General features: G+C 69.6%; 11 protein-coding genes and 1 pseudogene. 11 read left to right on the top strand and 1 reads right to left on the bottom strand.

Features of this window, described 5'->3' with window-relative positions:
- The 10 genes and pseudogenes from QHF85_RS09190 to QHF85_RS09145 form a co-directional block, all read left to right on the top strand.
- Positions 1–1287 (top strand): hypothetical protein, encoded by a 1287-nt coding sequence (locus QHF85_RS09190; protein ID WP_281326719.1) that lies wholly within the window; start codon positions 1–3, stop codon positions 1285–1287.
- Positions 1288–1311: 24 nt separating this feature from the next.
- Complete coding sequence (locus tag QHF85_RS09185; RefSeq protein WP_281326718.1) at positions 1312–1953, top strand: hypothetical protein; 642 nt, start codon at positions 1312–1314, stop codon at positions 1951–1953.
- Positions 1950–2336: a hypothetical protein gene (locus QHF85_RS09180; RefSeq protein WP_281326717.1), complete on the top strand. Its 387-nt coding sequence runs from the start codon at positions 1950–1952 to the stop codon at positions 2334–2336. Before QHF85_RS09185 ends, QHF85_RS09180 begins: the two co-directional genes overlap by 4 nt.
- Positions 2337–2352: 16 nt before the next feature.
- Positions 2353–2970, top strand: a complete 618-nt coding sequence (locus QHF85_RS09175) for a hypothetical protein (protein ID WP_281326716.1) — start codon at positions 2353–2355, stop codon at positions 2968–2970.
- A complete protein-coding gene (locus QHF85_RS09170) occupies positions 2967–3347 on the top strand; it encodes a hypothetical protein (protein WP_281326715.1) in 381 nt (126 codons plus the stop codon). The genes QHF85_RS09175 and QHF85_RS09170 overlap by 4 nt, the downstream gene beginning before the upstream one ends.
- A gap of 237 nt (positions 3348–3584) precedes the next feature.
- On the top strand, positions 3585–4040 hold the full coding sequence (locus QHF85_RS09165; protein ID WP_281326714.1) for a hypothetical protein: 456 nt from the start codon (positions 3585–3587) through the stop codon (positions 4038–4040).
- A gap of 733 nt (positions 4041–4773) precedes the next feature.
- Positions 4774–5106, top strand: a complete 333-nt coding sequence (locus QHF85_RS09160) for a hypothetical protein (protein WP_281326713.1) — start codon at positions 4774–4776, stop codon at positions 5104–5106.
- Positions 5107–5198: 92 nt separating this feature from the next.
- Positions 5199–6446: a hypothetical protein gene (locus tag QHF85_RS09155; protein ID WP_281326712.1), complete on the top strand. Its 1248-nt coding sequence runs from the start codon at positions 5199–5201 to the stop codon at positions 6444–6446.
- A gap of 80 nt (positions 6447–6526) precedes the next feature.
- The gene (locus tag QHF85_RS09150; RefSeq protein ID WP_281326711.1) at positions 6527–6907 is read left to right on the top strand and encodes a hypothetical protein; all 381 of its coding nucleotides are present in this window, start codon (positions 6527–6529) and stop codon (positions 6905–6907) included.
- 32 nt (positions 6908–6939) lie between these two features.
- Positions 6940–8232: pseudogene (locus tag QHF85_RS09145) on the top strand (tyrosine-type recombinase/integrase); the annotation flags it as partial.
- A 313-nt stretch (positions 8233–8545) separates the two neighbouring features.
- Here QHF85_RS09145 and QHF85_RS09140 read toward each other — a convergent pair.
- Entirely contained in the window at positions 8546–10018 is a 1473-nt protein-coding gene (locus tag QHF85_RS09140; protein ID WP_281326710.1) for a multicopper oxidase family protein, read from the bottom strand.
- 97 nt (positions 10019–10115) lie between these two features.
- Here QHF85_RS09140 and QHF85_RS09135 point away from each other — a divergent pair, with 97 nt between their 5' ends.
- A complete protein-coding gene (locus QHF85_RS09135; RefSeq protein ID WP_281326709.1) occupies positions 10116–12908 on the top strand; it encodes a hypothetical protein in 2793 nt (930 codons plus the stop codon).
- Positions 12909–12916: the final 8 nt, after the last annotated feature.

Raw genomic sequence — 12916 nt, 5'->3', positions numbered from 1 at the left:
ATGAAAAACCCTCTCGGACGTCTGTTCTCTGCCCTCGCGGGGGGCTCTTTCGCCGCCCCCACCGCTACCGACCAGCCGCCCACTTCCCCCTCGCCGCCCTCTGTCGAGGTCCAGCGCGCCGAGGAAGACGTCCGCGCGCGCGAAGCGGTCGCGCGAGAGGCGGCCGCTCGCGAGGCGGAAGCGCTCGCGGCCCTCGCCGCGCCGCGAAAGGCCTCCGAGGACGCCGCGCGCGCTCTCGAGGCAGCCGAGGACGCGGCGGCGGAAGCTCCCGACGACGAGGCAACGGCGGAACGGCTGGTCGCCGCTCAGCGCGCCGTGGGGCTCGCCTCGGGTGTCCTGCGGTCCGCGCAGCGGCGGCACGCGGCCACCCAAGCCGAGACGGCCAAGGCGAACGCAGCCATGCACGCCGCGCGCGTACGGCTCGACGCCGCGCGTGCGGACGTCGCGCGCGCCGAGGCCGACGCGTGGCTGCAAGGGACGGCCCGGGAGGCGGACGCGGCCCGGCGCGCCCTCGTCGCCGATCACCCGGCCGCGCAGATCGCCGCGGAGCTGCCCCGGATGCGGGATGGCGTGTCCGCCGCTCGCGCCGTGCTCGGCTCCCTCGTGACGGACGTGCTCGGCGCGCTCCAGGCCGGGGAGGATGCCGATCGGCGCGCGCTCGCCGCCGACCCGGGCCGACGTGCCGACATCGAGGCGGCCGCGGAAGCACGGCGCACGATGGCCCGGGAGACGCTCGAAGCAGCCGCCGACGTCGAGACGTGGAACGCTCTCCTCGCCGGCCCGCTCGCCATGTTCGAGCTCTGCGGCGAGCTCGCCCGGGAGGCGGAAGCGGAGATCCGTCTCCTCGCGGACGAAGCGCACGGCGCCGGAATCGAGGCCCGGAAGCTCGGGAGTTCGTACGAGCCGATTGCGCCGAAGCTCGTCGATGCGGCGATCATCTTCGGGCGCTTCCTCGGCAACGATCCCAAGACGCGCGAGAAAACGGACATCACGGCGACCATGAAGGCGGTCCTCGAGGGCGTACCCGTGTTCTCTGGGTATGGTCGCCAGGGAGTCATGAGTTACGAGGAAGTGGGTCGCCTGATTTTGCGTGATCCGCGCGGCCGTCTGACGCACGTGGAGACCGAGTTCCACCGGCGTCTGGTCGAGCGCGGCGAGCGCGGCGCCCTCGAGAATGAGGAAAAGGAAGGCCGAGGGACGGACCCCCGCCTCGTTGCAATGCGCGAGGCAAGCGCGCGGCGAACGGCCGAATGGCGCGACGAGCACGAGAAGCGGGCGCACTCGTGAGCCGGACGGCAAAGAGGTGAAACCATGACCTTCTGGAGCGAAGCAGAGCTCAAGGCGATGTCCGTCGTCGAATTCGAGACGACGGACGCGAAGGGCAAGAAGGTCACGTTCCGCACGCCTCCGTGCGCGAAAGTCTCCTGCCCCGATGGGACGCCGCTCGTGTGGAACACGCAGCAGGGCCTCGGCCTTTCGGGCGCGGTGTCGCGCTTCGGCGGTATCGGCCTCGCGAAGGGCTCGATCACCTTGCCGATGGGTACGGCCGCGCACCGGCAGCTCTTTGACGAGGGGTGTAGGAAGTACCTCGCGGCGCCCGCACAGGGCCAGCCAGCGAAGATCCTCACGGTGAAGCATCCGCGGCTCGCGCGCATTGGCGTGACGCAGATCAAGCTGATGGGCGAGCCCGCGGGTGATTGGGACGAGCAGAAGCAGATCGAAACGGTCGTCTACCAATGGGAGGCGTACCGCAAGCCACTCCCGACGCTCTCCAGCGCAACGACGGCGGGCCAGACCAAGGACGGCCCGAAGGCGAAGAATGACGTGAATGCGGGGTACCGGGCCGTGATCATCTCGGGAATGGAGACGCTAAACGACGATTATTTCCGCCTCACCGGCAAGCGGATCTTTACGCAACCGCCGGCCGTAGCGGAGGGCTCGGTGAGGCAATGACCGCCAATGCGACGAGCGCGGCGCCCCACCCGGACCCCGCCGAGGCCTGGCAAAGCATGGCGGACCTCCTCGGCGCATTCTTGAACCACACGCCCCGCGAGGACCTCGGGACGCTTCTCCTGTGCGCGTACACGGCCGAGCATGGTGTGCTGCCTGGGGCGCTCGCATCAATGGTGGCCGGTCAATGGGTCGTGCTGGCGTTCGACAAGGCTCCTTTTCTTCGAGACCTCCGAATGAGCAGGCGACCCGAGCGTGCCGCGGAAATCGAGGGCTGCGCCAAACCCGGCGAGGCGTCGGTCTACATCGTCGGCCTCAACTATCACGCAGTTGGCAGCATGGAATGGCAGTGGTTGCCGCCGCTCACGCCGGGCGGAAGCGCCTGAAAGGACAGGGGCCGTCATGAGCTACTGGACGGACGCCGAGCTCGAGCGCTTCGGGTTCTTCCTCCTCGATGGGGCGAAGAGCCCAGGCACGATCGTCGGCTTCAACATCAATGGCGTCGTGCTCAACTACGACAGCACGCAGGGATTCGGCCTCTCGGGCGAGTTCCTGCGCTTTACGGGCCTCGGGCTCGCCGAGATCGGCTTCATCGTGCGCCTCGTGGACGCCGAGGATCGAGCGGCGGAGGACCGCGCCGAATGGCAGCGCGCGACGGCGCCGCCGCCGCAGGGGCGGCCGGACCGAATTCGCACCGTACAACACCCCGTGATCGATCGGATACCCGCGACGACGAACCGGTGGTACCTGCAGGCTGTCCCGACTCCGATCCCGGCCACGAACGAGGGCGGCGGCGTGACGGTCGAATACAGCTTCAAGAACAACCGGAAGCCGATCCCGCAGGTCGGGAAGCCGGCTCCGCCGAAGAACGCGCAGAAGCCCAAGGAAATGAGCTGGGACGATCAGCTCCTTGAGGGCATGGGCATATTGTTGACGGGCGCGATCGCCGCAGACAAGAACGGCATCCCGCCGGCAATGACGGGGATCCGAAACGCATTCAACCGGGTGACGCGGCGATGAGCGAAACAAACGTGGACGTGACCGATCTTTATCGCGTGGCGTGGGAGTTGCTGGCGGTGATCATGCGGCAGAGGCCGCGCGACCTCGCGGAGCTCGCGGTCTTCGCGTGCCCGTCGGCGCCCCCCAAGGCCCCCACCGCGCTCGCGGCCGCGGATGTGCACGGGTGGTGGGTTGGCGTGTTCGAGGCCGACTTCCTCGTCGGCGTCATCCGGGACGGGCAGGAGGCGATACCTGGGTTCGTCGCGACGGTCGGTGACCTGGTCGCCACGCTCAACGACATGGCCGCGCCTGGACGCGCGAGGATCGTCGTGCTCGGGGGCAACGTCTGCGAAACGAGGTCCGTGAGCGTGGACGAACTGCGCGCCGTCGTGGCGTAGATCGTCGAGGTTGAGCTCGTGTTCGTCGTGAGAGCTCCCGGCCGGGCCCTGCTTTGCCGGCTTTCGGGGGATCACGCGGGCCGTGGCTCCTCCACCGTGGCGCGGGCGGGACGTGGATCGGCTCCGGTTGGTGGACGTCGCTCCCGCCGGGCGGGGAGCGCAGCCGGCCGACAAGCGAAGAGTGGACGCCTACACGAGCGAACCTGTACGCTGGCGCGCATGAGACACGTCCACCTCGTGATCCTCGCTCTCTCGCTTGCTGCCTGTTCGAAGCCGGATACGGCGCCGACGCCGACAACCACTTCGGCGGCCCCTGCCAACCCTGCTCCGCCGCCCGCGGCGGCTGCTGCTCCTGCCCCAGCCAAGAAGGTCACGGCGAAAGAGGTGGCCGATAAGCTCACCGCCGAGGGCATCCTTGCGAACTGCAAGGAGGGGGTCCCGAAGGGTGCGAATGCTCGGGCGTCCGAGTATTGGTCGTGCGATTTGCCAAGCGTCCCAGAAAAGGGCGCGGGCGTGATGGTGCACGACAGCGACGACGCGTACGCCGCCACCGTCAAGACCTACGAGGGATTTGCTCTTGTCGCTGGGTCACATCGTTACGGCAATCCCAAGACGCGCGTATTCGTCCAGTTGAACGAGGGAGCACCGCTCGACGTCGGCAAAAAGACCAAGGCCATCGTCGAAGCAATGTAGCGACCGTCATCCCCCACAGCTTCTGTACGCCCCCGCGCGCGCCGTGCTGGCGCCGGGGGGCTGCGGTGACGTCGTGGAGGCAGGGACGGTCACCGACGGCAAGGTCTGGCGCGTGGTGCAGCGTCGTGTCGAACGTTTGGACGCTGGATCGCAAGGTTGAGATCCCGTATCTGTGGATCGCATGGCGTGCTCGATCTGCGGTGGACACGGCCACAACCGTCGAACGTGCTTCACAGGGCCAGCGCGCCGACGAACTGGCTTTGCGCGGTTCGGTAGTTCCACGACATCGTCGACCGACGACGGCCAGACCCTCAAGGGCTGCGCGATCGCCTTCGCCGTCTGCGTGGCGATCGCCGGAGCCCTGGTGCTCGGCCTGATCGTCATCCTCGTCATCACCAATCCTACGCCTCTGCGCGGAGCGGTGCGTCCAGTAAAGTCCGCGTTCGACGTCGCGACCGAGGCGGTTCGAGCGCACGCCCCACGGCCCGTGGCGCCGCGTCCTGCTCCGCGGCGAGCCCCAGCCGCAACGACGGCGCCGAGTGCGAGCGTCGCACCTGTTCCGTCATCACTCCTTGCCGCGATCGCCGAAGCGGCATCGGTCTCGTCGGGGGAAGCTATCGCCCCTGCGCCGCCAGCGGCATCCGAGACTCCAACGCCTGCCGTGCCGCCCGCCGTTCCGGGTCAAACGCCTTGACGATCGCCCATACATCCGGCACGCGCGAACGCGATCCACGTGCCGGGGTTCGTCCGGGTTGATGCGTTGACCCGCGTTAACGCCCGTGCTGTGATACAGAACATGGTTGATGGTCTGGAGGTCGTAGCGGGGCGAGCGCAGCCAGGCTCAAACGCCCGTCTCGACCGGATCGCCGAGGGCTTGAAGCGCCGTCGCCCCGGCGAGCGCGTTGGACGCAGCGACGCGTTCCGCATCGCGCTCGAGCGTGGCATGGCGGCGCTCGAAGACGAGCTAGGCCTTGGGCCCATGCCATCTGAGGAGCCCAGGAAAACGCCCGCGAGGAGCGTGGCGAAGAAGGGAACGAAGGCCCCGGCCCGCAAGCCGGCGAAGTAGGTCTACGCGTGAAAAGAGACGGGCCCCCGCGGTGCGGCTAACACCACGGAGGGCCCTTGGCGAACGCTCGCGCACAACGAGGCAATCACCCAATGGCACTTTCACACGATTCGAAGTCCAAGGCCAAATCTACGACGTCGCGCCGCCGCAACCGCAACGCGACAACCGCGGCCGATGCGCCGCTTCCGCAAGGCGTGGCACAGGCCGCGGACACCTCCCCGACGACGATTCGCTCCCCGCGCGCACCGGGGCATGCGCTGCTCAACCTCGGCTTCCCCGGCCCCGAGGCGGCCGCGGCGGCCACCAAGAAGGCACGCCCTGCGGAGCCCGTGCGCGAGGCTGGGGCGCCGACGGGCGGCGGGCCGCCGAGCTCTTCCTCAATGCGCGGCGAGCTCGCCGCGCTGCGCGCCACCGTCGCGGAGCTCCGCGGCACGGTCGAGCACCTCCGCGAACACCTCGACGTCCTCGAAGAGCGCACGCGCCCCCACAAGGCCGCGGCGAAGACCTGCGCCCCCGTCCTCATCGCTGCCCGTGGGCGCGTCACGTCCCTCGGCGAGGGCCTCGGCGGCGTCGAGGAGAGGCTCGCACGAGCGGCAGAGCTTCGGCCCCGCAAGCGGCGGACAGTGGCGCCCGTGCCCGCCGAGGCGACTGAGCAGACCGCCGGACCGGAGGCCCGGCCCGAGGCTCCGTCAGCGGCGGCGCCGCCCGGTCCCTCAGCGGCCTTCCCGCCGGCCGCGCCCACCATGCAACCACCGTTTCGAAACCTGCCGCTCAATCCAGACATGTTCTCCCTCGACACGCTGGAGAACGCCCGCGAACTCATCCGCGACGTGCGGCCGATCGTGGATGACATGTGGGACGCCGCTCGGGACACGAGCGAGAAGAGCTACGGACACGAGGAGCGCCGCGCGAAGATTGATGAGACGGCATTCCGGATCATGCAATGCCTCTCGTGCGCGGAAAGCGAACTCTTGTCCTTGCGACAGGCCGCCACGGATACACCCATGCCACCAGCAGCCAAGGCGGCTCCCACGGCGGCCGCGGAGCTCCACGTCCCTGAGGGCGCTCGCGTCGCCGTCGAGCGCCGCGTCACCATGGGCGAGGCAACGCCGGTGGAGGTGATCCACCACCTCGTGGGCGCGGAGAGCGACCCGACCCTCGTCGGCATCACGTACACGCTGCGCGCGCAACTCGGCGCCCTCGATGCGCTCATCGAGGTGGAGGCGGACCCGTGGCACATCGGCCACGTGCGGCAGTTCTGCGAGCGCCTGGCCGACGTGCTCACGAGCGAGGTAGCGAAGCTCGACTTCGAGGGGCCCACGAAGAAGGGCGCGGCGTAGCCCCACGAGGAGGGAACGCTGAGGCGAGCAAACGGACCCGACGCCCCGATCACCGCGCCGGTCGTTCCCGGTCAAACCCCTTGACGATCGGCGCGGCGGCGGGACATAGCCGCCAGAAGCGGGGGATCATGGTACGAACTACCAAACCACAAGGGCCATCGCCGCATGATGCGGCGTCCCTCTTCAGACGAGCGGCAGAGCTGCACCGCGAGCAGGCGCAGATCGCGGAGCAAATCGCAGAGCTTTTTGCTGGCAGCACTGCCGATGGGATACCGGAGCCCAAACCCGCGCCACGGTACATGACATTCGCCGAATTTGCCGAGCGGATGGGTGTGGTCAGGGAGACGGTCTATGTGTGGAAGCGCGAAGGCTTGCCAGTGATCCAGGCAGGGCCGCGTTTGTTTCGCGTCAGGGTACAGGAGGCCGAGGTATGGCTCGCCGAGCGCCCGAAAAAGACCTGAACGAACTCGACGAACGAGGAGGCGGGTAGACCATGCCGAGGAAAGCTGAGGGCTCCGTCGACCTGTCCCGCGGGATTTGGCGGGCGCGCGTCACGTGCGGGAAGCGGCGCCCGTCGTTCGCGCTCCCATGGGCCACGGACAAGGCGCAAGCTCGGACACGTCTCCCCACGCTTGCCGGCCTCGCTGAGGAGCTCGGCAGGGCGAGGCCGGCGCCGTCCACTGAGACAGCCGACGCGATCCTTGGCCACGTCGCTGCGGCACCGCCCGAGCTGCTCGACGCGAGCGCTGACGTGGCGCGGAAGCTCGTGACCGCGGGGCGCGCAGAGGACGCTCCGCGGCTGCTCGATCGGCTCGTCGAGGGCGGCAGTGCGAAGCACGCCGAGGCCGCACGCGGTGCCGCCGAGCTGATCGCCCAAGGGGCCGCCATCCGCGCCGGGTCTGTCGGGGCGATCCGGACGTGGGGCGACCTCGCGTATGCGTGGCTCTCTGGCGAGCTCACGAAGGCCTTCCCGCTGCTCGTCAGGCCGAAACGCTCGACGAACGCTGAGCGCTCCCGCCTGAAGCGGATCTTGCCGATCATCGGGCATGTCCCGATCGTCGACTTCGAGCGGGAGCACGCGGATTTCGCCCTTGCGACGTTAGCCACGACGGTGCGCGCTCGATCGACGCTTTCGCGATTCGCAAGCCTCATCCAGCGCGTCGTTCACCTCGCGACGCTCACGTGCCTCCGGAGGACAAACCCGCTCCCGCGTGGATGGGTTCCGCGGGTGAAGGATCGGAAGCAGCGCCACCACTTGTACCCGGACGAACTCGCCCGCGTCTACCAGGCCGGCACCGTAGACGTGGACGCGCGGGTCCTCTACGCGTTCCTCGCGACTGAAGGTACGCGCGTCAGCGAGGCGGTCTCGCGGAACGTAACGCACGTGGACCTCGAGCGCGGGGCGCTCCGCGTGGACAGCAACAAGACCGACATGCCGCGGACGTGGCGCCTCCGGCCCGACGTCGTCGTGATGCTCCGCGCGTACCTTGAGCTGCGTCAGCGGCGAGGGGAGACGATCACGCCCTCCTCGCCGCTGTTCATCAACCCGCGAGGCCGGCGCCGCTCGGTCGCCCGGCCCGAGGACCGAGTGCGCTGGTCGCTGCGCATCATGGCCCGGCGCATGCGCGGGGATCTTGTGCGCGCGGGCATCGATCGGCCAGAGCTCTTCGAGACGACGGAGACGAACGACGACGTGGACGTGCACGGCCTCCGGCGCACGTTCGTGACGCTCTTCCTCGCCGCTGGCGCGCCGGACGAATACATCCGCCTCCGGACCGGGCACACCTCGAACGAGATCGAGCGCTACCGCATCGGGGCGCGCTCGGCGGCAGAACTGGACCTCGACGTCCCACCGGCCGTGGACGTGGGGATCCCCGAGGTCGCCGCCGTCGCCCAGGAGCTCGGCTTGCGCCGCCCGCCGCTCCCGCCTGGAGGCCGGACAGCGTTCGACCCGATGCCGCGCGAGGAGGAGCCCGCCTCGGGCTCGGCGCCATCGTCAAGATCGCCGTCGAACGGGCAGAGCGGGGGAAGGGAAGCGTTCGAATCGTCCGCGGAAACGTCCACGAGCGCGGCCAGGAGGGCCCTCGGCGGCCGGTCCGTCAGTGCGAAGAAGAGCCGGATCCGCCTTGCAGATCGAGCACGCCCATCATGCCGGCGTCGGCGTGATCGAGGATGTGGCAGTGGAACATCCACATCCCGGGCCGATCGTCGTACCGCACGGCGAAGCGGCCCGTGCCGTCGACGGGGACGTTGACCGTGTCCTTCCATTCCATCGGGTGGATCGGGGCGAGCGATGCGTCGAGCGGCTGGAAGAAGAAGCCGTGCAAATGGAACGGGTGGGCGAAGTCCATCGTGTTTTTCACGGTCCACACCTGGGTCTCACCCACCGTCGCCGGCACCGGGACGGCTTCCCACGAGGGCACGCCGTTGATGCCCATCACCATCTTGCCGTCGATCTCGCCCTGCGTGAGCTCCAGCGCGACCTGCGTGGCGCCGGCGAGATCCAGCGGCGTGATCACGCGATCCGTCGTCGGCCGCGGCGTCTCCGTTGCCGCCTCCTCGTTCGTGAGGCGCACGCGAAAGACCTCTTCCTCGGGCCGGTTGAACGTCGTGCCGTAGCCGCGATCGTAGGGCACCCAGCGCACGGGCAGCGTCGATCCGGGCGCGCCGTGGGGCACGACCAGCACGTCGGCGCGCTCGCCCGGCGTGAGCACGAGGGCCGCGGACTCGACGGGTTTTTCCATGAAGCCGCCGTCGCCGCCGATGCGCGTGAACGTATGGTCCTTCATGGCGAGCTGGAAATACCGGCTCTTCGCGGCGTTCACGATGCGCCACCGCTGCCGCCGGCCCGCGCGCGCCTGGATCTCCGGGTTCTTCCGGCCATTGACGAGCAAGAGATCCCCCTCGCGCCCGAAGAGCGTGCCGAATTCGAGCCCCGTCTCGGGATCCTGGAGCGATCCGTCGTCGCGGATCGCCATGTCCGAGAGCACGAGGACGAGCTCGTCGCCGAGATCCGCGGGCTCGGTCGGGTCGTCGACGAGCAGCGCGCCGTAGAGGCCGAAGCCGAGCTGCGCGGCCGAATGAACGTGCGGGTGGTACCAGTAGAGCCCCGCGTCCGGGAGCACGAAATCGTACGTGAACGTCTCTCCCGGCTGGATCTCCGGCTGGCTGTGCCCCGCCGCCCCGTCCATCGCCGCGGGGATTCGCAGCCCGTGCCAGTGGATCGTCGTCGGCTCGGGCAGCGCGTTGCGGAAATGGACGATCAGCCGATCGCCCACGTTCGCCCGCACGAACGGCCCGGGGATGCTGCCGCCGTAGGTCCACGCGGGCGTCTTCAGACCGGCGCGCAGCTCGAGCTCCTCGATGCGAGCTTCGAGGTCCATCTCCAGGGTCTTCGGGTCGGGGTTTTTGTCTTCCGGCGGGCGCATGGCGACCGCGGAATCCCAGCCCTCCGGCTGCGCGCCCGGGTCTGGGCCGCCACACCCTGCGCCGAGGAGCGCGAGGAGCACGAGCGGCGCCGTGCGGCGCGGGAGAGGCGTGTTCCGGGGCGCGGCGAGGGGGAGCTTCGACATCGCAGGAGCGAGCATCCGCCGAGCCCCTCGCGAATGCAAGCCGCGGCGCCACGGCGCGTCTTGCGAGCGAAAGGCATCTGCTCGTAGGATGCCCAGGATGTCCGTCCTCGCCTCCGGCTCGACTCCCGGGCCTCGCCCCCAGCGCACTTCGCCCATCGCGCGTCGTGGGCGGGCGTGGACATTTCTGCTCGTTTCACTGTCGATCCTTTTGCTCTCGTACGGGTGCGTCTCGCCGGATCGGCCCTACGGCAAAGGTCCTCCCGACGGGGGCATGGGCGGCGCGGCGGGGCAAGGCGGCGCGGGCGGCATCGGCGGCGCGGGCGGGCAGGGCGGCGGCGCGATCGGCGAGCCGTGCAGCGACGGGCTCGCGTGCGGATCCGGCTTCTGCGTGGACGGCGTCTGCTGCGACACCGCGTGCACCGGGACGTGCGAGGCTTGCAGCGCGGCGCATACGGGGCAGTCGAACGGCGCCTGCGCGGCCGTGATCGAAGGCATCGATCCCGAGGGTGAGTGCGAGGACGAGGGCGCGGGGTCGTGCGGGCGCAATGGCTCGTGCGACGGAAAGCGCGCGTGCGCGCTCTACCCGAGCGGGACCGAGTGCGCGCCGCAGAGCTGCGTCGGACAAACCAAAACGCTCCCGAAGACCTGCGACGGCGCCGGCACCTGCGTGGACGCGGGCACGGTCGATTGCGCGCCGAACGCGTGCGTGGGCAACGTCTGCGCGACGGACTGCGGCAACGACGGCGACTGCGCGTCCGGGAAATATTGCGACGTCGTCTCGGGTGAATGCGTCGACAAGAAGGCTGTCGGCGAGGCGTGCCTGGCGAGCAAGCCGAACCAGTGCGAGAGCGGCTTCTGCGCGGACGGCATCTGCTGCAACGAGGCCTGCGAGGGCACGTGCCAGGCTTGCAGCGCGGCGCTCACGGGCGGCACGAACGGCACGTGCGCGGCTTCGCTCGAAGGCACCGATCCCGACGGAGATTGCCCCGATCAGGGCGCGGGCTCGTGCGGGACCGACGGCACGTGCAACGGGCAGGGCGCCTGCCGCAACTACATGGCGGGCACGGTCTGCGCGCCGGGCGGCTGCGCGGCCGGCGTGCAGACGAATCCCGACACCTGCGACGGCCAAGGCAGCTGCGTCGACAAGGGCACGGCGAGCTGCGCGCCGTACGCGTGCAGCGGCGACGTCTGCGCCTCGATGTGCGCCGTCGACCTGCAGTGCGCGTCGGGCCAGTACTGCGCGGCGGGCGCGTGCGTGCCGGCGAAGATGCCGGGCGCGAGCTGCGGCGGCGCGAACGAGTGCGCGAGCGGCTTCTGCGTCGACGGCGTCTGTTGCAATACGGCCTGCGGCGGCGCCTGCCAGGCGTGCTCGACCTTGAAAAAGGGCGCGGGCGCGAACGGCGTTTGCGGCTCGATCGTGGTCGGGACCGATCCGGACAGCGAGTGCCTCGATGCAGGCGCACCCTCGTGCGGGACGAACGGCGTCTGCAACGGCGCGGGCGCGTGCCAGCTCTACGCCGCGGGCACGGTTTGCGTCGCGTCGAGCTGCACCGGATCGACCCAGACGAACGCCGACACGTGCAACGGCATGGGCACGTGCGTCGACGGCGGCACGAAGACGTGCGCGCCGTACGCCTGCGGCGTGGGGACGTGCAAGCAGGTGTGCGGGAGCGACGCCGACTGCACGTCGGGCAACGCGTGCGTGAACGGCGTCTGCGGCACGAAGAAGCCGCTCGGCACGGCCTGCGTGGCGGCGAACGAGTGCGCGAGCGGCTTCTGCGTCGACGGCGTCTGCTGCGACACCACGTGCTCGGGCCTCTGCCAGGCCTGCTCGGCGGCGAAGAAGGGCGGCGGCACGACCAACGGCACGTGCGGCGTGATCCTGGTCGGGACCGATCCGGATAACGAGTGCACCGATCAGGGCGTGCTGACGTGCGGCACGAACGGCTTCTGCAGCGGCATGGGGAGCTGCCAGCTCTACCCCTCGGGCACCACGTGCACGCCGGCGTCGTGCGCGGGCACGACGCTCACGAAGCCCGATACGTGCAACGGCCTGGGCGCGTGCATCGACGGGGGCACGCAGGCCTGCAGCCCCTACGCCTGCAGCATGAACGCTTGCAAGAGCACGTGCGCCTCCGACGTCGACTGCGCCTCGACGTTCTACTGCGCGACCCAGACCTGCGTCTCGAAGAAGGCCACGGGCGTGGCGTGCACCGCCGCGAACGAGTGCTCGAGCGGTTTCTGCGTCGACGGCTTCTGCTGCAGCACCGCGTGCACGGGCCTTTGCCAGGCTTGCTCGGCCGCGAAGAAGGGCGGCGTGAGCGGCGTCTGCGGCAACATCACGACCGGCACCGATCCGGACAACGAGTGCACCGCCGCCGCGGCCTCGACCTGCGGCACGACGGGCTTCTGCGCCGCCGGCGTATGCCAGCTCTACACCTCGGGCACGGTGTGCGTCGCGGGGAGCTGCACGAACGGCGTCGAGAGCACGGCCGACACCTGCAACGGGTCTGGCACGTGCGTCGACAGCGGCACGAAGTCTTGCAGCCCCTACGTCTGCGGCACGACGTCGTGCAAGACGACGTGCGCGGTGAACGCGGATTGCGCCGCGGGCTACACCTGCTCGGGCGGCACGTGCACGGCGGGCGGGCTCGCGATCGGCTCGGCTTGCTCGACCGCGGCCCAATGCACAACCGGCTTCTGTGTCGAGGGCTTCTGCTGTGACTCGGCTTGCTCCGGCGCGTGCAAATCCTGCAGTGCCGCCAAGAACGGGTTCATCAACGGTGCGTGCCTGAACATCGTCGAGTACACCGATCCTGACAACGAGTGCGCCGATCCGCTCATCTGCTGCGGCGGCACGTGCATGAGCCCGCTAACCTGCCCCATCTAGCGGATCCC

The organism is Polyangium sp. 6x1 (assembly GCF_029946515.1).
GTDB lineage: Bacteria > Myxococcota_A > Polyangia > Polyangiales > Polyangiaceae > Polyangium.
Note: the sequence above shows the minus strand (reverse complement) of the source record. Positions and strands in the feature narration are given on the sequence as shown.

Excerpts from the sequence above, each read along its gene's own strand:
- QHF85_RS09155 (WP_281326712.1), top strand. The coding sequence starts at position 5,199 with ATGGCACTTTCACACGATTCGAAGTCCAAGGCCAAATCTACGACGTCG.
- QHF85_RS09180 (WP_281326717.1), top strand. The coding sequence starts at position 1,950 with ATGACCGCCAATGCGACGAGCGCGGCGCCCCACCCGGACCCCGCCGAG.
- QHF85_RS09135 (WP_281326709.1), top strand. The coding sequence starts at position 10,116 with ATGTCCGTCCTCGCCTCCGGCTCGACTCCCGGGCCTCGCCCCCAGCGC.
- QHF85_RS09170 (WP_281326715.1), top strand. The coding sequence starts at position 2,967 with ATGAGCGAAACAAACGTGGACGTGACCGATCTTTATCGCGTGGCGTGG.
- QHF85_RS09185 (WP_281326718.1), top strand. The coding sequence starts at position 1,312 with ATGACCTTCTGGAGCGAAGCAGAGCTCAAGGCGATGTCCGTCGTCGAA.
- QHF85_RS09175 (WP_281326716.1), top strand. The coding sequence starts at position 2,353 with ATGAGCTACTGGACGGACGCCGAGCTCGAGCGCTTCGGGTTCTTCCTC.
- QHF85_RS09140 (WP_281326710.1), bottom strand. The coding sequence starts at position 10,018 with ATGTCGAAGCTCCCCCTCGCCGCGCCCCGGAACACGCCTCTCCCGCGC.
- QHF85_RS09190 (WP_281326719.1), top strand. The coding sequence starts at position 1 with ATGAAAAACCCTCTCGGACGTCTGTTCTCTGCCCTCGCGGGGGGCTCT.